Source organism: Nocardia rhamnosiphila NBRC 108938 (assembly GCF_000720425.1).
Classification (GTDB): domain Bacteria; phylum Actinomycetota; class Actinomycetes; order Mycobacteriales; family Mycobacteriaceae; genus Nocardia; species Nocardia rhamnosiphila.
Window position 1 is genome coordinate 599363 of record NZ_JOAJ01000003.1, and the last position, 19930, is coordinate 619292.

The window sequence follows — 19930 nt, forward strand, 5'->3', positions numbered from 1 at the left end:
GCCGCTGCGGGCGCGCTCGGTGCGTCCGCGTTATGGTGGACCCGCAGCTGGTCCGCCGGCCGGACGACGAGGAGCCCCGAACGTCCGCCCCCGGCGCCGAAGCCCGCACCACGCGGGTGAGAGGGAATCCGGTGGAAATCCGGAACTGTCCCGCAGCGGTGAGCAGGAACGACCGCCGTCATCAGCACTGGGCAGCACGCCTGGGAAGCGACGGCCAGTAGGTCGGCCGACAGGCCGGTGCCCGCGAGTCCGAAGACCTGCCGGTTGTACCGGATACGCCGTATCCGGTGGCCGTCGCCTCGTGGAGCGGGCGCCGCCACCAGTGCTGACATCCGACCCGACCGCACGGCCGGGTCATTCGGGGTCTCATCGGTGCCGTGCGCCCGGGAACGGCGACCGCCGTCGAACTTCAGCACTGGAGAACACCGTGACTGTTATTTCGCACCGACCGTTCACCGCAACGGTTCTCGGACTCCCCCGGGTGGGGCCGCGCCGGGAGTTGAAACGCGCGATCGAGTCCTACTGGGCGGGCCGGATCGACGCGGCGCAGCTGCACGAGACCGGCCGCGCACTGCGCCGGGACCAGTACGCAGAACTGGCCGCCACCGGACTGGATTCGATTCCCGTCGGCACCTTCTCCTACTACGACCAGATGCTCGACACCGCCGTCCTCCTCGGCGCCCTGCCCGCCCGGGTCGCCGGGATAGCGGATCGGCTGGACCGCTATTTCGCCGCCGCCCGCGGAACCGAATCGGTGGAACCGCTGGAGATGACCAAGTGGTTCGACACCAATTACCACTACCTGGTGCCCGAACTCGGCCCGGACACCACCTTCGGCCTGCATCCGGAAGACCTGCTGGCGCAGGTGGCCGAAGCGGTCGAACTCGGCGTGCCGGCCCGGCCGGTGGTCATCGGACCGGTCACCTTCCTGAAACTGGCCAAGACCACCGGCGGCGCGGCCCTGGACCGGATCGACGAACTGATCCCGCTGTACCGGGAGTTGCTGCGGCTGCTCGCCGACGCGGGCTCGGGCTGGGTACAACTGGACGAGCCCGCGCTGGTCACCGATCTCACCCCGGCGGAACTGGCGACGGTCCGCCGGGTCTACACCGAACTCACCGCGGCGGCGCAGCGGCCGGCGGTGCTGGTGGCCACCTATTTCGGGCATCCGGGCGCCGCGCTGGAAGCCCTGGCCGCCACCGATGTCGAAGGTATCGCCGTCGATCTGGTCGCGGGCACCGACGTCGCCGCGGTGGCGGCCGTCCCCGCGCTATCGCACAAACTGCTGGTCGCGGGTGTGGTCGACGGCCGCAATGTCTGGCGTACCGACCTCGACGGTGCGCTGTCGACGCTGGCCACCCTGCTGGGCAGCGTGCGGGCACTGGCCGTTTCCACCTCGTGTTCGCTGCTGCACGTCCCGTACTCGCTGGCGGTGGAGACGCGGCTCGACGACGCGCTGCGCTCCTGGCTCGCCTTCGGCGCCGAGAAGACCGCCGAGGTACACGTACTGGCGACCGGCCTGAACTCCGGCACCGAGGCGGTCGCCGCGGAACTGGAAACCGCCCGGGCCGCCGCGGCGAGCCGCCGCGCCGATCCGCGGATCAGCAACGCGCAGGTACGGGCGCGACTCGCCGCGCTGGGCCCGGACGCCGCGCGGCGGGCGCCCGCCGAACAGCGCCGGACCCTCCAGCGGGAGCGCCTGCCCCTGCCGCCGCTGCCGACCACCACCATCGGCTCCTACCCGCAGACCTCGGCCATCCGGCTGGCCCGGGCGGCACTGCGGTCCGGGGAGGTCGACCGGACCGAGTACGTGCGGCGGATGCGGGCGGAGATCGGCGAGGTCATCGCGCTGCAGGAGAAACTCGGGCTCGACGTTCTCGTGCACGGCGAACCGGAACGCAACGATATGGTGCAGTACTTCGCCGAACAGTTCGACGGATTCGCGGCGACCGATCTGGGCTGGGTGCAGTCCTACGGCACCCGTTGTGTGCGCCCGCCCATCCTGTTCGGTGACGTCTCCCGTCCGGCTGCGATGACCGTGGACTGGATCACCTACGCGCAGTCGCTCACCGACAAACCGGTCAAGGGCATGCTCACCGGCCCGGTCACCATTTTGGCCTGGTCCTTCGTCCGCGACGACCAACCGCCGGCGGATTCGGCCCGGCAGGTGGCCCTGGCGATCCGGGACGAGACGGTGGATCTGCAGAACGCCGGTATCCGGATCATCCAGGTCGACGAGCCCGCGCTGCGGGAACTGCTCCCGCTGCGCGCCGCCGATCAGCAGGCGTACCTGGACTGGTCGGTGCACGCGTTCCGGCTGGCGACCTCCGGGGTGGCCGACTCCGTCCAAATCCACACCCATCTGTGCTATTCGGAGTTCGGTGAGGTGATCGACGCCATTGCCGGACTGGACGCCGATGTCACGTCCATCGAGGCCGCCCGCTCGCGAATGGAGGTACTGGGCGATCTGACCGCCTCCGGCTTCGCCGCCGGGGTGGGACCGGGCGTCTACGATATCCACTCGCCCCGGGTGCCCGGCGTCGAGGAGATCACCGCGTCCCTGCGCGCCGCCCTGGAAGCGGTTCCGGCCGAACGTCTCTGGGTCAATCCCGACTGCGGTCTGAAGACCCGCGGCCCGGCCGAGGTGGAGGCATCCCTGCGCAATATGGTGGCCGCCGCCCACGGCGTCCGCTGAATTCCCGCCCGGGCCGCCGCGCGTGCGGCCCGGGCCGGTCAGCCCTCCAGCTCCCCGGCCCCGGGTTCCCGGCGTTTCGTCCGCCGGGCCACACAGTGCGGGCAGTCCTGCGCCACCCGCAGCACCGGCCGGATCCGGGCCGGTGCGGACGGCCCCCGCCGCACCGCCCGGCACCCCTGTCTTTCCCCCATGAGACCTGATCCTTTCCTTCGGCGTTACCGTTGCCAGGTTTGACGCCGGGTGTCCCGGCACGGTTCCCACGCTCGCCGATCAGGATTTGGCCAGGTACTCCAGGCGTTCGGAATCGACGGCGGCGTGCATCATCGCCGCCAGCCCGGGGTGCCGGGCCAGTCCGGGATCCTGCTCCACCACAGTGCGGGCCAATTCCTGGGCGGCGGTGATGACCTCGAGATCGTCGAGCAGCGACAGCAGGCGCAACGACCGGGTGGTTCCCGACTGCGCGGCGCCGAGCACATCGCCCTCGCGGCGCTGCCGCAGATCGAGTACCGAGAGCTCGAATCCGTCGGTGGTGGCGGCGACGGCCTCCAGCCTGGTCATCGCCGGACCCCCGGGCGCGGCATCGGTGATCAGCAGGCACAATCCGGGATGCGCACCGCGCCCGATCCGGCCCCGGAGCTGGTGCAGCTGGCTCACGCCGAACCGGTCGGCGTCCACGATCACCATCACGGTCGCGTTCGGCACATCCACGCCCACCTCGACCACCGTCGTACAGACCAGCACATCGATATCGCCGGCATTGAAGTCGCGCATCACCTGGTCTTTTTCATCCGACGGCAGCCGTCCGTGCAGCAGCCCGATCCGTAGTTGCGCGAGCGGTCCGGTGCGCAGGCGGTCGAAGACATCGACCACGGCCTGGGTGGATGGGGCCTCCTTCTCCGTGGCTTTCTTGCCCCGCGCCCCCGAACCGTCCTCGTCGTCACCGATGCGCGAGCACACGACATAGGCCTGCCGGCCGGCGCCGACCTCCTCGGTGATCCGCTCCCAGGCCCGGTCCACCCAGTTGGGATGCACCCGGCGCGGTACCACCTTCGACTGGATCGGCGAACGCCCGCGGGGCAGTTCGCTGAGCGTGGAGGTCTCCAGGTCGCCCAGGGTGGTCATGGCGATGGTGCGGGGAATCGGGGTCGCGGTCATCACCAGCAGATGCGGGGAGAAACCCGATTTCGCCTTGGCCCGCAGCGCATCGCGCTGTTCCACCCCGAACCGGTGCTGTTCGTCCACCACCACCAGGCCCAGATCGAAGAATTCGACCGCGTCCTGGATCAGGGCGTGGGTACCGATCACAATGCCCGCGTCTCCGGTCACCGCGGCGAGGAGGGCGGCGCGTTTCGTCGCGGCCGGCATGGAACCGGTCACCAGCGTCACCCGGGTGGCGGCATCGGCCGCGCCCAGCTCTCCCGCCTGCCCGAGATCGCCCAGCATCGCGCGCAGCGACCGATAGTGCTGGGCGGCGAGCACCTCGGTGGGCGCGAGCAGCGCGCACTGCTGACCCGCATCGATCACCTGCAGCATGGCGTGCAGCGCGACGATGGTCTTACCCGAACCCACTTCGCCCTGCAGCAGCCGGTGCATGGGTTGTTCCCGGGACAGATCCGCCGAGATCTCGCCGATGACCCCGCGCTGTCCCGCGGTGAGTTCGAACGGCAGCCGCTCCTCGAAGGCGGCGACGATTCCGTCCCCGCGCAGTGGACAGGCCCGGGCGGTGCGGCCCGCCACCTCGTGCCGCCGTTCGGCGAGGACCAGTTGCAGTGCCAGCGCTTCGTCGAAACGCAGCCTTTCCCGGGCACGTTCGATATCGGAGGTGTGTTCGGGCAGGTGGATCAGGCGCAGCGCATCGCCCACCGGCATCAGCTCCCGTTCCTCGCGCACCTCGGCGGGCAACGGATCGGCGAGCGGGTCGAGCTGGTCGAGAACCTGCCGGACACAGGCCAGGATCTCCCAGCTCTGCACCTTCGCCGTCGCCGGATAGACCGGGATGAATTCACGATCGAAGAAGGACATGTCCACCCCGCCCGCGCCCTTCGCGCTCTGCGCGATTCCGCGCAGGTCACCCCCGCCGCGCACGGTGGTCAGGGTCGGCTCCTCGTCGTCGGCCTCCGGCAGGATCAGATATCCCGGATGGCTGAGATTCCACTGGCCGGGCCGCCAGTAGTTGACCGTGCCCGACATCATCGCCCGGACACCCTGGCGAATCGCGTATTTCACCTTGTCACCGTTGAAAAACGTGACATCCACGCCGCGCCCGCCGCCGGTATCGAGCACCACCTTCAGCAGCGATCCGCGCCGCTGCCGCATCGGCCGCAGGTCCGCCTTGGTGACCCGGCCGATCACGGTGATGTGCGCCCCGTCCTCCGGCGCCTCCTCGGTGAGCGGCTGCCCCTGGGTGGCGTAGCGCAAAGGATAGTGCCGCAGCAGATCTTCCACGGTGTCCATATCGAACGCGTCCGCCAGCATTGCGGCGGCCTTCGCGCCGAGCAGATGGTCGAGCCGGTCGCTCAGTGTCGCCATCGCGCTACTCCTGTCCCCACGGCCCGCGGCGGCGGGTCCGGCGGATACTCATTCCACACCGATCTGTATCAGGTCGCCCTGCTGGCCTCCGGCATACACCGTGACCTCCACACCGGGGAATTCGCCACCGATATGGCGCGCGAGGTCATCGGCGAGCCCGTCCGGCGCGGCCGCGCCGACCAGCAGGGTCACCAGTTCGCCGCCCAGCCCGAGCATCCGGTCCAGCAGGGTCTGGCCCGCGGCCCGGGTATCCCGGTCGATCACCACCACATCGTGGCCCACCAGGCCGAGCCCGTCGCCGGGCGCACAGGTCCCGACCATGGTGAGCGCCCGGCCGCGGGCGCGGCGCAGCGCGCCCCAGCGGGTGCTCGCGGCCGCCTCGGACATGGTGAACGCATCGTCCACGGCGATCCGGGCCCGATCGTGCACCGCCAGGGCCGCGAGGCCCTGCACCATGCTGGCGCTCGGCAGCAGCAGCACGTCCCGGCGTGTGTCGCGTGCCGCCGCGCCGACCGCCACGAGTTCGTGGGCCGGTAACGCACCATTGGGAAGTACCAGCACTTCCCGATGCGGGAGCTGCCGGATGGCAGCGAGCAGTACCGCCGATTCCAGTGTCTGTCCGGCGTTCAGCACCACCGCGCCCGCCGCCTCGAAGAGCGCCGCGGCGCCGGCACCGGACGCGACGGCCAGTACGCCACGATCGGCAGGTTCACCGAGGCGTCCGCTGATCTGCCGGGCGGCCCGGTCGTGCACCTGCCTGCTGTCCGCGGCGTCACACACCTCCGTGACCACGGCACCACCGGCGCGCGGACGGCTGTGCCCGGCGGTCGCGCCGTCCCCGTGGCCGGGGGCCTCGATCAGGTGCTCGATCCGGATCGCGACCGGGCGGCCCACGGCGAGCCCTGCCTCCACCGCAGCACCCGCGTCCGCGCAGTGCACATGCGCCGACCAGCCGCCGGCGCCATCGGCGGCCACCACCACCGAATCCCCCAGGGCGGCGAGCCGGGAACGCAGTTCGGCGGCGAGATCGGCGCGAGCCCCGTCGATCCGGTACATCACCTCGTAGCGCTGCGCCGATTCGGGCCGGGCCGACGGCATCCGGGGCTCGGCGGCCCGGTACTCGGCCCGTACGGGGGTCTCGCCGGTCACCACGGTGACCAGCCCGTCCAGCAGTACCAGCAACCCGCGCGCTCCGGCGTCCACCACCCCGGCCTCGCGCAGCACCGCCAACTGGTCGCGGGTGTCCTCCAGCGCCCGCGCCGCCGCGTCGGCGCCGGCCCGCACCACCGCCGCCAGCCCGGGCTCGGCGCAGCGGTGCGCCGCGGCGCCCGCCCGGTCGAGAACCGTGAGGATGGTGCCCTCCACCGGATCGCTCAGGCTTCCCCGGACCAGTGCGGCCGCCCGCGCCAATGCGGCCCGATAGGTCTGCTCGGTCAGCCCGGTGTCCACCGTCGCGTCCGCGATACCCCGTAATACCTGGGACACGATGATGCCGGAGTTTCCCCGCGCGCCGGCGGTCGCGCCCCGGGCCAGTGCCGCGGCCACCGGATGAGCGGCCGGCCGGCCCCGGTCCCCGTCGGCGCCCGAGGCCGGGCGCTGCGCTTCCGCGACGGCGGCGCGCATGGTCGCCAGGAGGTTGGTCCCGGTATCGGAATCCGGCACCGGGAAGACATTGAGCGCATCGATCTCCGTGCGCCGCTGTTCGAGCGCGGCCACACAGAGACGACCCCAGGACAGAAGTTCGGCCCCGCCCAGCCCGCCGTCCGCGGATCCGGTGATCGGCGAACCATCGCCGCCCACCTGCCGGGTTTCGGGCACCGTCACCTCGTTTCTCGTCGTCGCGGAAGTCGAACGCCAGGTTAGCGGCCGGTCCCGACACCGCGGCCCGGGGCGGGCCCGCGCGTACGGCGCCTCGCGTGGGTTCGCCGGGTAGGCTCCGGATTGATGGATCAACCCCAGTTTGGTGGATCGCAGCGGGTCGGGCTACCCTTGCAGGGTTGCCTGGCGCGGCCGTTCTCGGTCGGCGCTGTCCGATGGTCATCGAATCCGCCGATGCTCGTCGGCAGGCATGACGACATTGATCAGGATCGACCGCTGTACCGGTGGCAGGTCCCCCATGATGACATGAAGGAGTTCGCGACTATGGCTGCCGTCTGCGACGTCTGCGCCAAAGGCCCCGGCTTCGGTAAATCGGTCTCGCATTCGCACCGGCGCACCAACCGTCGCTGGAACCCGAATATCCAGACCGTGCGGGCGCAGGTCGCCCCGGGTAACACCCGCCGGATGAACGTATGCACCTCCTGCCTGAAGGCGGGCAAGGTGGTCCGCGGCTGAACACCGGGCTACCCGGTTTCATCCGAGACCCTCAGCTCTGACGACCTCGCCCCGGCTCCGCCTAGGACCCGGGGCGAGGTCGTATCCGTATCCGATGCGAGGAGCACCAGACGACCGAGCATCCGACGAGCAAGGCCGCGGCGGCCCCGCATGCCGCGCACGGGCCCTGGAACCTCGTGCCCGTCGAGCCCACGCACGCCCGGGCCCTGGCGGAGTGCAATATCGCCTGCTGGCGTGAGGCCTACCGAGGTCTTGTCCCCGATCACGTCCTGGACGCCTTCGATGTCGATCGCCGCGCCGCGAACTTGGAGCGGATCGCCCGGAACCACTCCGGGCAGCTCCTGGTCGCCGAAGCGGGCACCGAGATCGCCGGGTTCACCCAGTACGGCCCGCCCCGCGACGAACCCGCGGTCGCCGAGCGCGAACTGCAGGCCATGTACGTCCGCGCCCGCTGGTATGGCACCGGCCTCGCGCACGCGTTGATCCGCGCGGTGCTCGAACCGGACCGATCGTGCTCGCTGTGGGTTTTCGAACGCAATCCGCGGGCCCGCGCTTTCTACACCAAATACGGATTCGTGCCGGACGGCACCGCCCGGGCCGAACGCTTCGCCATGGCCACCGAGATCCGGATGGTCCGTAGGTAGCGATATCGCCCGGTTCTCCCGCTCGGTAGTGTCGCGACCATGAGCACCGAAGCCGAGTACATCCGCATCGAGGACGGCGTCCTGGAGATCACCCTGTCCACCGCGGCCAAGGGCACCTCCCTGGATTTCGCCGGAGTCGCCGCGGGCACCGCCGCCCTGCACAAATCCGGATCCGATGTGGGCGCGGTGCTACTCGTCGGCGCCGGCCCGAACTTCTGCGCCGGCGGCGATGTGCGCGATTTCGCGGCGGCGCAGGACCGTTCCGCGCATCTGTACCAACTCGCCGACACCCTGCACGTTTTCGTCCGGGCGCTGGACAGCGCCCCGGTTCCGGTCGTCGCCGCGGTGCACGGCTGGGCGGCGGGCGCCGGAATGAGCCTGGTCTGCGCCGCCGATATCGCGATCGGGGGTCCGGGCACCCGGATGCGCCCCGCGTATCCGGGGGTCGGGCTCAGCCCCGACGGCGGGATGTCGTGGACGCTGCCCCGGCTGGTGGGTGCGGCCAAAGCCCGCGAGATCCTGCTCACCGACGCCGTACTCGATGCCGCGGAGGCCCAGCGCCTCGGGATTCTGACGCGTATCGCCGAGAGCGACGAGGCGGTCCGCGACGACGCCCGCGAACTGGCGCGCACCCTGGCGCGCGGACCACGCGCGAGCTACGCCTCGATCCGGACCCTGCTCAGCCGGTCGGCCACCACGACCCTCGGCGAGCAGCTGGACGCCGAACGCGATGCGATGGGAGCGGCCGCGGGCAGTCCGACCGGCCGCGAAGGGGTGGACGCGTTCCTCGCCAAGCGCGCCCCGGACTATTCCGGGCTGAGCTGACCGTCCCCGGCCCGGCGGCGCGGGGCCGATCGACGCGCCGCCCGCGGCCGGTCCCGGTCAGCGAGATCGGGTCACGAATTTCGCGACCGCCTCGGTGAAGGCGTCGTTGTCGTCGCCGGCGGCGGTATGGGCAGCATTGCCGATCTCGACCAGCTCGGCGTGGGGCACCAACTCCAGGAATTCCGCGGCGCCCGCGGCACTCACCACATCCGATTGCAATCCCCGCACCAGCAGCACCGGAATATCGAGTGTCCGTGCCGCGCCCTCGAGTGTGCGGGCCATCTCGTCGGGGTCGGCGGATTTGTCGCCGAGAATGCCCGGATCCCAGTGCCAGTACCAGCGGCCGTCGCGTTGGCGCAGGTTACGCAGTAGTCCCGCGTTGGATTTGGGCCGGGGCCGGTGTGGGAGATAGTCGGCCACGGCGTCCGCGGCCTCGTCGAGGGTGGCGAATCCGTCGGGGTTCTTGCTCAGGAAGGTGAGCACACGGTCGACACCCTCGGGTTCGGGCCGGGTGACGATATCCACCAGGACCAACGCGCCGATCGCGTCTCCGCCCGGGGCCGCCGTGGCCAGCAGCCCGGTGATCCCGCCCATACTGGCGCCGACCACCACCACGGGTCCACCGCCCAGTTGTTCCAGAACCGCGAGTACATCCCCGACCATGGCCTCGTAGCGGTAGTCACGATCGGGTGCCCATTGGCTGTCGCCGTGGCCGCGCGCGTCCAGCGTGACCGCCCGGATCCCCGCCGCGCCGAGCTGCGCCCCGGTTTGTTTCCAGGAGTGCCGGGTCTGACCGCCGCCGTGCAGGAAGAGCACGGCCGGGCCGTCCGGCGGGCCGTACTGGTCCGCAACGAGCTCGATCCCGCCCCGGCCGCGTAACCGCAGCCGGACGGGATCGAGCAGATTGTTCGCATTACTCACGATTTTCAGCATCGCAAATATGCGGGCGTTACGCCGTACGAACGGACGAATCAGCAGTCCAGGTCCATGGCGCTCAGGGTCCGCTGGAAGAGGCAGGCGCCCTTGGCGTTGACCGAGGCCGAGATCGTGGACGAGCCGGTCGAGGTGAAATCCTCGGCGATCGGGGCAGCGGGCTCGGTCGCCGGACTCATCGGTTCCAGAGTCAGCGGGGCCGCTCCGGCCGTCGCTCCGGCCGCGCCCGTCAGGGCGGCGCCCAACGCGAGCGAGGCAGTGATGCCGCGCAGTTTCATGGTGTGCTCCTCAATCTTGTTTCTCGTTCGACGCCCACTCAGGGCAGGCGCCAGTCCACCGGCTCGGCGCCGAGTTCGTCCAGCAGTTCGTTGACCCGGGAGAACGGACGCGAGCCGAAAAACCCACGCGATGCCGACAGCGGTGACGGGTGCGCGGATTCGATACTGGGCACTTCCGCGGCGGCCAGCGCCGGCTTCAGCGAGGCGGCGTCCCGGCCCCACAGCACGGCCACCAGCGGCTCGTCGCGCGCCACCAGCGCGCTGATCGCCTGCTCGGTGACCTTTTCCCAGCCTTTGCCGCGATGGGAGGCCGGCTTGCCGGGAGATACCGTCAGAACCCGGTTCAGCATCAGCACACCCTGGCGCGACCAGGGGCTCAGATCGCCGCAACTCGGGGTGGGATGGCCCAGATCCTTGGTGTATTCGGCGAAGATATTGGCCAGGCTGCGGGGTACCGGCGAAACATCGGGCGCCACCGAGAAGCTCAATCCCATCGGATGGCCCGGAGTCGGATAGGGGTCCTGGCCGACGATCAGCACCCGGACATTGTCGAACGGCTCCTGGAAAGCACGCAGCACATTCTCCCCGGCGGGGAGATACCCGCGGCCCGAGGCGTTCTCGGCACGCAGGAATTCGCCCATCTCCGCAATACGGTCGGCGACCGGATCCAGTGCCTTCGCCCAGCCCGGATCGATGATTTCCACGAGTGGTTTCGTGCTCATGACCGCACAACCTATCGTGAGTGGCCGACATTCGCCGAGTCCGTCCCGGAGAACGCTTCCCAGCCCTGCGGACCGCAGTACCGCGCACCGTCCACGGTCACCCCGTGACCGGCCTCGATATCGCCGATAACGGTCCATCCGGGGGGCGGCGGCGAACCGGCCGGCCAGACCCCGGCGAACACATGATCCTCACCTCCGGTCAGAATCCATTGCCGCGCATCGGATTCCAGCACACCGGCGCATTCCGCGAGCTCGGTATCGCGCAACGCCGCCGAACGCACATCGATCGCGACTCCCGAGGATTCGGCCAGATGCCCGATATCGGCGAGCAGCCCATCGGAGATATCGGTGAGCGCCACCGGCGGATGTGCGCCGGTCACGGCGGCCCGGACGAGGTCGTAGGCGGGTCGCGGGGCACGGTGCGCGGCGACAGCCGTGGCCGCGCCCGGACCGGACTCCGGTACGTGCCCGCCCGCGAGTAGGGCGTAACCGGCCGCCGACCAGCCCGGCCGGCCGGCGATCGCGAGGAGCCCACCGGGCCGCGCACCGGACCGGGTCACCGGTTCTTCGCCCAGCGGGTCACCGAAGGCCGTCACCGAGATCACCACCTGCGGGCTGCGCACGATATCCCCACCGGCGATCGAGCCCCCCGCCCGTGTCGCCTCCGCCCAGAACCCGTCCGCGAGTCCGGTCACGAAATCCACCGGGGTCCGTTCCGGTATCCCGAGGCCCACCACGTAGCCGACGGGTTCGGCGCCCATCGCATAGATATCGGCGGCGTTCTGGGCGATCGCCTTGCGGCCGATGTCCTCGGCCGTCGACCAGTCCAGCCGGAAATGCCGGTCCTCGATCAACATATCCGTGCTCACCACGTAGCGCCCGCGGGCCGCCGTCAGCACCGCCGCGTCGTCACCGGGGCCCAGCTGCACGGCGGACCCCTGTTCCCGGCCCGCGTTGATCCGGGCGATGAGGGCGAATTCGCCCACCTCGCGCACCGTCGGTCCTGTACTGATCGTGGGACCTTCCTCACTCGCTGCTGTCACCGGCGGCGTCGGACGCCGCCGCGCCGGCCCGGACCACGGGGCCGTGTGTCCACCGGCGGAACGCCGCTCTGCCGTACCCCGGAGCGCGCGGATCCCCGATCCCGCGCGCCCGGCCGATACTCCGGCGCTCCCCGCACGACGGTACCCTGTGCCCGGTGACCAGGCGCGGCGGCCGGGACCCCCGCGTGCGCCCCGCCCACCGTGTACACGCTGACGAAAGGACCGCCGAGGATGCCGGGGACATCGCCGGACGAGGACACCGATACCCCGGACAGCGGCGGCACCGCGCGCACCGGGTACTCGCCCGCGCTCATCGCGACCGCGGTCGCGCTGCCGATCGCCCTGCTGATCGGCGTGGTGGTCGCGGCGGTAATCGCCGCGCGCACGCCGGTCGAACGCGAACCGCTGGCGCTGGGTCCGGTTCCGGCGCCCGCGGCCGACGGGCCCGCCTGTGCCACCCTGCTGCCCGCACTGCCCGCCGACCTCGGTGAGTACACCCGCGCCACCCTCGTCGAACCGGCGCCGCCGGCGACGACGGCCTGGCAGCTGCCCGACGGCGGCGAACCGATCGTGCTGCGCTGCGGACTCGACCGCCCCCTGGAGTTCCACCGGGCGTCCCCGTTACAGGTGGTCAACGGGGTGCAGTGGTTCGAAATTCGCGACGACGCGGCCGCCACGGCCACCTGGTTCGCGGTGGACCGCGAAACCTATATCGCCCTCACGGTTCCCGACGGCTCCGGCCCGACACCCCTGCAGGCGGTATCGGATACCGTCACCGCGCAGCTGCCGGCCCGCCCGCTCGACCCGGGCAAACTGCCGAACTGAGCGCGATCAGCGCAGCCCGGTACCGCGGGCGAGGGCCGTTTCCACGAGTGTGGTCAGCAGTTTCCCGTAACCGACCCCGGTCTCGTCCCACATCCGCGGATACATCGAGATCGGCGTGAACCCGGGCATGGTGTTGATCTCGTTGATCACCGGGCCGTCCTCGGTCAGGAAAAAATCGACGCGGGCCAGGCCCTGGCAGTCCAGCGCGCGGAAGGCGCGCACCGCGATCTCGCGAACCTCGTCGGACACGTCGTCGTCGAGTTTGGCCGGGACGTCGAATTCGCAGACGTCGTCGAGATATTTGGTGTCGAAATCGTAGAAGGCGGGACCGGGTTTCTCCCCGGCGTCGGCATCGGCCAGATCCTCGGGCATCTTGATCTCGGCGAGCACACTGGCTTCCACCCGGCCGTCCGGGAATTCCAGCACCCCGCATTCGACCTCGCGGCCCACGACGCCCGCTTCCACGATCACCTTCGGGTCGTGGGCGCGAGCGGCGGCGATCGCGGTGTCGAGATCGGCCCAATCGGTGACCTTGGTGATCCCGATCGAGGAACCGCCGCGCGCGGGTTTCACGAACACCGGCAATCCCAGTCGTTCCCGCTCCGCGGCGGGGACGGTGGCGGTGCCCGGCCGCAACACCACCTGCACGCCGACCGGCAGGCCGTCGGCGGCGAGGAGTTTCTTGGTGAACTCCTTGTCCATACCGGCCGCACTCGCCAGCACCCCGGGTCCCACGTAGGGGATACCGGCCAGTTCGAGCATGCCCTGCACGGTGCCGTCCTCGCCGAACGCGCCGTGCAGTACCGGGAACACCACATCGATGGCTTCCAGCACGGTGTGCGGTTCGTCCAGCGCGACCAGTGTCCCGGCCCGGCTCGGGTCCGCGGCCAGCATCAGTTCCCGGCCGCCGCCGGTGACCGAGGGCAGGGACCGGTCGTGCCGGCCGAGTTCGGCGGCGTCCCCGCCGACCAGCACCCAGGTGCCCTCCGGGGTGATCCCGATCGGCACCGCGTCGAAACGCGCCGGATCGAGGTTCCGCAGCACAGCACCGGCCGACACACACGACACCGTGTGCTCGTTGCTGCGTCCGCCGAAGACTACGGCCACCCTGATCCGGTTCATGACCGAACCGTACCCTGCCGGGGCCTCTCCCAACCGTGCCGGACCACCGGTGTGGCTATTCGGGTTTTATCTGCCTGCCCAGCAGCTTCTCCAATGCCGTCTGCACCGGCAATCCTTCGTGGCACACCTGGTGCACGGCCTCGGTGAGTGGCATCTCCACATTCTTGGCCGCGGCCAGTGCGCGCACCGAGGTGCACGATTTCACCCCTTCGGCGACCTGGCCGTGCGTCGCCTCCTGCGCGGCCTGCATGGATCCGCCGCTGCCGAGGACCTGACCGAACGAGCGGTTCCGGGACAGCGGCGAGGTACAGGTCGCGATGAGGTCCCCGACGCCGGCCAGCCCGGCCAGAGTCACCGGTTCCGCGCCCAGTGCCACACCGAGCCGGATGATCTCGGCCAGCCCCCGGGTCATGAGCCCGGCGAGGGAGTTGTCGCCGAAACCCATCCCCGAGGCGATCCCGCAGGCCAGAGCGATGACATTTTTGCAGGCACCGCCGAGTTCGCAGCCGATCACATCGGTGTTGGTGTAGGGCCGGAAGTAACCGGTCACGCAGGCGCGCTGCACCGCGGCCGCTCGTTCGGCATCGGCGCAGCCGATCACCGTGGCCGCAGGCTGTCCGGCGGCGATCTCCTTGGCCAGATTGGGCCCCGACAGCACCGCGATCCGCTCCGGTGCGGCACCGCTGACCTCGGCGATCACCTCGCTCATCCGCAGCAGGGTGCCGTTCTCGATCCCCTTGGCCAGACTCAGCAGCGTGGCGTCGGGGCCGATGGCCGGTGTCCAGACCTTCAGATTCGCGCGCAGGGATTGCGACGGCACCGCGAGGACCACGATATCGGCGCCGTCGAGTGCCCGCGCGTAGTCGTCGGTCGCCGCGACCGGCGGCAGCTGCACCCCCGGCAGGTAGTAGGGGTTGCGGTGGTCGGTGGCCAGCGCCTCGGCGACCTCGGGCCGGCGGGCCCAGATGGTCACCTCGGTTCCCGCCTCGGCCAACACCTTCCCGAATGCCGTGCCCCACGATCCCGCACCCAGTACCGCCGCCCTCGTCATCAGCCCAATATGCCATGACAGGATGGGACTATGTGCCCGCACACCGTGCACGCCGTCATCGCGGTGAAAACCCTGGACAGCGCCAAGAGCCGGCTGGCCGGGGTCCTGCCCCCGGCCCAGCGGTCCCGGCTGGTCCTGGCCATGCTGACCGATACCGTGCGCGCGGCCGCGGCGGCCCCGGAGATCGCGTCGATCACCGTGGTGACCCCTGATCCCGTGGTCTCCCGCGCGACCCGCGCGCTCGGTGCCACCGTCCATCCCGAACCCCGCAGCGCCGCCACCGACCCCGATCCCCTCAACACCGCCCTGTCCACCGCGGCGGCCGCGCTGCGCGCCCGGCACGGCGATGTGTCCGTGCTGGCCCTGCAGGCCGACCTGCCGGCCCTGCGCACGCCGGAACTGTCCGCGGTCCTCGCGACCGCCCGCGGTATCCGCGCATTCGTGGCCGACCACGCGGGCACCGGTACCGCGGCGCTGCTGGCTCCGGCCGGTACCGCGCTGCGGCCCAAATTCGGGCGGGATTCCGCGCGCCACCATCGGGACGACGGCGCGGTCCGGCTGCACGGGGACTGGCCCGGCCTGCGCCACGATGTCGATACCGCCGACGATCTGGCGGCGGTACGGGCGCTGGGCACGGGCCCCGATACCGCCGCGCTGCTCGCCGAACTCGGCTGGCCGGCTCCGGTCCGGGAAGCGGTCACCCAGGTGTGTCAGGCGTAACTCCGCTTTCGCTCCGCACCGCGCGGCCGGTGGCCGGGAGCCACTCGACCGCACCAACGGGCAGCCGCCACCGCGTGAACTCGAGATAACAGTCATCTACGGCATATGCATGGTCACCGGTTCGTAGGGAATGATCGTAGGTGTGAGCGATACGGAAACCATCAAGCAGCAGCAGGTGCTCCCGACCCCGCCTCCGGCCGCCACCCAGATCCCTGCCGTCGGGACCGCACCTCGTTTGCCGGCCGATCGCTACCTGAACCGGGAGTTGAGCTGGCTGGATTTCAATGCCAGAGTCCTGGCCCTGGCCGAGGACAGTTCGCTGCCGTTGCTGGAACGCGCGAAATTCCTGGCGATCTTCGCCTCGAACCTCGACGAGTTCTACATGGTCCGCGTCGCCGGTCTCAAACGCCGCGCCGAAACGGGGCTTTCGGTGCGGTCGGCCGACGGCCTCACGCCGAACGAACAACTGGCCCTCATCGCGGTGCGCAGTCAGGATCTCGCGGTCCGGCACGCCGAGGTCTTCCTCTCCGAGGTGCTTCCCGCGCTCACCGCGGAGGGTATCGAGATCATCGATTGGGCCGACCTCGACGACGCCGAACGGGAACGACTGTCGGCGCATTTCCAGGATCAGGTCTTCCCCGTACTCACCCCGCTGGCCGTCGACCCGGCCCACCCCTTCCCCTACATCAGCGGCCTGAGCCTCAATCTCGCGGTGACCGTTCAGGACGAGAGCACCGGCGGCGAGCATTTCGCCCGGGTGAAGGTGCCCGACAATGTGGACCGTTTCGTCCGGGTGCGCCGGCCGGGACCCAGCGGTGGCGGCATCGCCGCCTTCCTCCCGATGGAAGCGCTCATCGCGGCCCATCTGGATCAACTGTTCCCCGGTATGACCGTGGTGGAGCACCATTCGTTCCGGATCACCCGCAATGCCGATTTCGAGGTCGACGAGGACCGGGACGAGGACCTGCTGCAGGCGCTGGAGCGTGAACTCGCGCGCCGCCGCTTCGGGTCCCCGGTCCGGCTCGAGGTCTCCGACGATATGACCGAGCACATGCTCGATCTGCTGCTGCGCGAGCTCGAGGTCGATCCCGCCGATGTCATACAGGTCCCCGGGCTGCTGGATCTGTCCTGCCTGTGGCAGGTGTACGGGGTGGACCGCCCGAACCTCAAGGACGCCCCCTATGTGCCCGCGACGCCGCCCGCGTTCGGCGAACGGGAGACACCGCGCAATGTGTTCCAGGCACTGCGCGAGGGCGATGTGCTGGTGCACCACCCCTACGATTCGTTCTCCACGAGTGTGCAGCGTTTCATCGAACAGGCCGCCGCCGATCCGCAGGTGCTGGCCATCAAACAGACCCTGTACCGGACCTCCGGCGACTCCCCGATCGTGAACGCCCTCATCGATGCCGCCGAGGCGGGCAAACAGGTGGTGGCGCTGGTGGAGATCAAGGCCCGGTTCGACGAGCAGGCCAACATCAAATGGGCGCGCACGCTGGAACAGGCGGGCGTGCACGTGGTCTACGGTCTGGTCGGGCTGAAGACCCACTGCAAGACCTGTCTGGTGGTGCGCCGCGAGGGTTCCACCATCCGCCGCTACTGCCATATCGGTACCGGGAACTACAACCCCAAGACCGCCCGCCTGTACGAGGATGTCGGATTGCTCACCGCGGCACCCGAAATTGGTGCCGATCTCACCGATCTGTTCAATTCGCTCACCGGCTACTCCCGTAAAACCGACTACCGCAATCTGCTGGTGGCCCCGAACGGTATCCGGGCCGGGATCATCGCCCGGATCGAACGGGAGATCGAACTCGCCCGCTCCGGCGCCGAGGCCGGGATCCGGTTGAAGGCCAATGCGCTGGTCGACGAGCAGATCATCGACGCGCTCTACCGCGCCTCCCAGGCGGGGGTGCCGGTACGCATCGTGGTGCGCAGTATCTGCGGCCTGCGGGCCGGGGTCCCCGGAATGAGCGAGAACATCGAGGTGCGCTCCATTCTGGGCCGCGTACTGGAACATTCCCGGATCCTCAACTTCCGGGCACAGAACGAATTCTGGATCGGCAGCGCCGATATGATGCACCGCAATCTGGACCGCCGGGTGGAGGTCATGGCCCAGGTGAAGGATCCCAAGCTGTGCGAGCGGCTCGACGATATCTTCGAATCCGCCCTGCACCCGATGACCCGTTGCTGGATCCTGGACGCCGACGGCAACTGGAAATCCAGCCCCGACCGGGCCGGCACCGACGGTGACGGTATCGAAGTCCGCGATCACCAGGTGGCGCTCATGCGGCTTCGCCGTCCGGATCAGCAGTGAACGGCACGCATACCCCACCGACCTACCCGGATCCCCGGACAGCACCCAATATCCATGCGGCGGGCACCGTGTTGTGGCGGCACGCACCCGGTTCCGCGGGCGGTATCGAGATCGCGGTCATCCGGCGCCCCAAATACCAGGACTGGTCGCTGCCCAAGGGCAAACTCGATCCCGGTGAGTCGCCGGTGCTGGCGGCGTTCCGGGAGACCGAGGAGGAGACCGGATTGCGGCCCCGGCTGGGCCGCTATCTCGGCAAAGTGACCTACCCGGTCACCGGGCATCGCAAGATGAAACGGGTCGACTACTGGGCCGCCGAGGTCGTCGACGGGGAATTCAGCGCCAACAGCGAGGTCGACGAACTGACCTGGTGTGCGCTGGACACGGTGATGTCGGAGCTGTCGTATCCGATGGACCGCCAGATCGTGCGGGCGTTCACCCGGCTGCCCGCCGATACGCATACCGTGCTGCTGGTGCGCCACGCCAAGGCCGGGCGACGCGACCGCTACAAGGGCCCCGACGAACAGCGCCCGCTGGAATCGGCCGGCTATCGGCAGTCGCTGGCGCTGGTCCCGAATCTGCTGGCGTTCGGCGCGCAGGACATCTATTCGGCCGAACCGCTGCGCTGTGTGCAGACGGTGGCGCCGCTGGCCGAGGAACTCGGCGTCGAGGTGGAGATCGAACCGCTACTGGGCGATATCGGCTATGCCGCCGATCCGGACAAGGCGCGGGACCGGATCCGGTCGCTGGTCTCGACGCAGCGTGTCCGGGTGCTGTGCAGTCAGGGCGATACCATTCCGGATCTGGTCCGCTGGTGGGCGGCACAGGACGGGATGCGGTTGTCGCCCGCGCGGACCCGTAAGGGGTCGGTCTGGGTGTTGTCGTTCTCGGGTGAGCGGCTGGTGGCCGCCGATCATCTCGACCGATCGCTGGCGGTCGATACCGCGCCCGCGGTCACCGCGTAGGACGCGCGCCCGGGCACAAGAGACGGCTACGCCCCCGGGGGTTGCCCGGGGGCTCGTCCGTCCGGCGTTCCGGTTGTGTGGATCTGCGAGTCCCCGAGTCGTCACACCCGGTGACTCGCTGACGAGAACCGATCGCGGGGTCTCGTGCCGTCCGCGGGTGCGAGCACGCACCCGGGATCCGGCGGAGTCGAACAGTGCGGCGGAGCCGCATGGGCGGGCCGGGCATACGGGATCCGGTGGGACCCCGGCTGGAATCAGTGCGGCGCCGGCACGCCTGGGCTGCGGGTCAGCGAGCCCTTTTGGCTGTCGTCTTCTTGGCCGGGGTCCGCTTCGCGGTGGCCGACTTCTTGGCCGTGGACTTGGCGGCCGTGGTGGTCTTCTTGGCGGTGGCCTTCTTGGTGGCCGTGGCCTTGGCGGGCGTCTTCTTCGCCGCCGTCTTGCGGGCCGCGGCCTTGGTGGCCGTCTTCTTGGCGGCGGTGCTCTTGGCCGGCGCCTTGGTGGCCGTCTTCCGTGCCGTTGTTTTGGCGGGTGCCTTCGTCGCGGCCTTCTTGGCGGTGGTTTTCTTCGCCGTTGTCTTCTTCGCCGTGGATTTCTTGGCCGCCACAGGAGCATTGACACCGCGTTTCACCGCGGGGCCGGTCGCCGCGAGCTTCTGTTTACCCGCGATAACCGCCTTGAACTGGGCGCCGGGCCGGAACGCCGGCACCGAAGTGGGCTTCACCTTGACGGTTTCCCCGGTACGCGGATTCCGCGCCACCCGGGCTGCCCGCTTACGCTGTTCGAACACACCGAATCCGGTGATGGTGACGCTCTGCCCTTTGTGTACCGCGCGCACGATGGTGTCGACCACATGCTCGACTGCCGCGGTGGCCGTGCGCCTGTCAGTACCCAACTTTTCGGTCAGAACGTCGATCAGTTCCGCCTTGTTCATTG

18 protein-coding genes and 1 riboswitch are annotated in these 19930 nt (G+C 69.9%); of the genes, 8 read left to right on the forward strand and 10 right to left on the reverse strand.

The genetic code is table 11. From position 1 onward, the window contains the following. Positions 1–121: 121 nt before the first annotated feature. A riboswitch (cobalamin riboswitch) is annotated at positions 122–259 on the forward strand. Positions 260–427: 168 nt separating this feature from the next. Further along, positions 428–2695: a 5-methyltetrahydropteroyltriglutamate--homocysteine S-methyltransferase gene (gene metE, locus IG75_RS0114650; protein WP_030521818.1), complete on the forward strand. Its 2268-nt coding sequence runs from the start codon at positions 428–430 to the stop codon at positions 2693–2695. A gap of 38 nt (positions 2696–2733) precedes the next feature. On the opposite strand, the gene IG75_RS39080 is transcribed toward metE, so the two are convergent. The 3 genes from IG75_RS39080 to IG75_RS0114660 form a co-directional block, all read right to left on the reverse strand. Beyond that, positions 2734–2886, reverse strand: a complete 153-nt coding sequence (locus IG75_RS39080) for a hypothetical protein (RefSeq protein WP_156058904.1) — start codon at positions 2884–2886, stop codon at positions 2734–2736. A gap of 79 nt (positions 2887–2965) precedes the next feature. Then, a complete protein-coding gene (recG, locus tag IG75_RS0114655; RefSeq protein ID WP_030521819.1) occupies positions 2966–5224 on the reverse strand; it encodes an ATP-dependent DNA helicase RecG in 2259 nt (752 codons plus the stop codon). A 48-nt stretch (positions 5225–5272) separates the two neighbouring features. Further along, positions 5273–6979: a DAK2 domain-containing protein gene (locus IG75_RS0114660; RefSeq protein ID WP_030521820.1), complete on the reverse strand. Its 1707-nt coding sequence runs from the start codon at positions 6977–6979 to the stop codon at positions 5273–5275. A gap of 387 nt (positions 6980–7366) precedes the next feature. Here IG75_RS0114660 and rpmB point away from each other — a divergent pair, with 387 nt between their 5' ends. The 3 genes from rpmB (at position 7367) to IG75_RS0114675 (ending at position 9027) form a co-directional block, all read left to right on the forward strand. Beyond that, positions 7367–7558: a 50S ribosomal protein L28 gene (rpmB, locus tag IG75_RS0114665; protein WP_011210730.1), complete on the forward strand. Its 192-nt coding sequence runs from the start codon at positions 7367–7369 to the stop codon at positions 7556–7558. A gap of 176 nt (positions 7559–7734) precedes the next feature. Continuing rightward, positions 7735–8202, forward strand: coding sequence for a GNAT family N-acetyltransferase (locus IG75_RS0114670; protein WP_030521821.1), 468 nt, complete (start codon positions 7735–7737; stop codon positions 8200–8202). Between the two features lie 39 nt (positions 8203–8241). Further along, positions 8242–9027 (forward strand): enoyl-CoA hydratase/isomerase family protein, encoded by a 786-nt coding sequence (locus IG75_RS0114675; protein ID WP_030521822.1) that lies wholly within the window; start codon positions 8242–8244, stop codon positions 9025–9027. A gap of 57 nt (positions 9028–9084) precedes the next feature. On the opposite strand, the gene IG75_RS0114680 is transcribed toward IG75_RS0114675, so the two are convergent. The 4 genes from IG75_RS0114680 to IG75_RS0114695 are packed head-to-tail and all read right to left on the reverse strand — an operon-like array spanning position 9085 to position 12003. Further along, positions 9085–9948, reverse strand: a complete 864-nt coding sequence (locus IG75_RS0114680; protein ID WP_030521823.1) for an alpha/beta fold hydrolase — start codon at positions 9946–9948, stop codon at positions 9085–9087. Positions 9949–9998: 50 nt separating this feature from the next. Next, positions 9999–10238 carry a hypothetical protein gene (locus tag IG75_RS0114685; RefSeq protein WP_030521824.1) on the reverse strand — a complete coding sequence of 80 codons (240 nt, stop codon included), beginning with the start codon at positions 10236–10238 and terminating at the stop codon, positions 9999–10001. 38 nt (positions 10239–10276) lie between these two features. Next, positions 10277–10960: a uracil-DNA glycosylase gene (locus tag IG75_RS0114690; protein WP_030521825.1), complete on the reverse strand. Its 684-nt coding sequence runs from the start codon at positions 10958–10960 to the stop codon at positions 10277–10279. 11 nt (positions 10961–10971) lie between these two features. Further along, positions 10972–12003, reverse strand: coding sequence for a thiamine-phosphate kinase (locus IG75_RS0114695; protein ID WP_307687502.1), 1032 nt, complete (start codon positions 12001–12003; stop codon positions 10972–10974). Positions 12004–12234: 231 nt separating this feature from the next. On the opposite strand from IG75_RS0114695, the gene IG75_RS0114700 reads away from it, so the two are divergent. Then, positions 12235–12828, forward strand: a complete 594-nt coding sequence (locus IG75_RS0114700) for a DUF3515 domain-containing protein (protein WP_030521827.1) — start codon at positions 12235–12237, stop codon at positions 12826–12828. Between the two features lie 6 nt (positions 12829–12834). On the opposite strand, the gene IG75_RS0114705 is transcribed toward IG75_RS0114700, so the two are convergent. Both IG75_RS0114705 and IG75_RS0114710 read right to left on the reverse strand, forming a co-directional pair. After that, the gene (locus tag IG75_RS0114705) at positions 12835–13950 is read right to left on the reverse strand and encodes a D-alanine--D-alanine ligase family protein (RefSeq protein ID WP_030521828.1); all 1116 of its coding nucleotides are present in this window, start codon (positions 13948–13950) and stop codon (positions 12835–12837) included. Between the two features lie 55 nt (positions 13951–14005). After that, complete coding sequence (locus tag IG75_RS0114710) at positions 14006–15001, reverse strand: NAD(P)H-dependent glycerol-3-phosphate dehydrogenase (protein WP_030521829.1); 996 nt, start codon at positions 14999–15001, stop codon at positions 14006–14008. Positions 15002–15031: 30 nt separating this feature from the next. Between IG75_RS0114710 and cofC the strand changes: the two genes are divergently transcribed. The 3 genes from cofC (at position 15032) to IG75_RS0114725 (ending at position 18997) form a co-directional block, all read left to right on the forward strand. Further along, entirely contained in the window at positions 15032–15721 is a 690-nt protein-coding gene (cofC, locus tag IG75_RS0114715) for a 2-phospho-L-lactate guanylyltransferase (RefSeq protein ID WP_030521830.1), read from the forward strand. Between the two features lie 130 nt (positions 15722–15851). Then, on the forward strand, positions 15852–18035 hold the full coding sequence (locus tag IG75_RS0114720; RefSeq protein ID WP_030521831.1) for an RNA degradosome polyphosphate kinase: 2184 nt from the start codon (positions 15852–15854) through the stop codon (positions 18033–18035). Further along, complete coding sequence (locus IG75_RS0114725; RefSeq protein ID WP_030521832.1) at positions 18032–18997, forward strand: NUDIX hydrolase; 966 nt, start codon at positions 18032–18034, stop codon at positions 18995–18997. Before IG75_RS0114720 ends, IG75_RS0114725 begins: the two co-directional genes overlap by 4 nt. A 286-nt stretch (positions 18998–19283) precedes the next feature. On the opposite strand, the gene IG75_RS0114730 is transcribed toward IG75_RS0114725, so the two are convergent. Further along, positions 19284–19928, reverse strand: coding sequence for an HU family DNA-binding protein (locus IG75_RS0114730; RefSeq protein WP_030521833.1), 645 nt, complete (start codon positions 19926–19928; stop codon positions 19284–19286). Positions 19929–19930 lie beyond the last annotated feature (2 nt).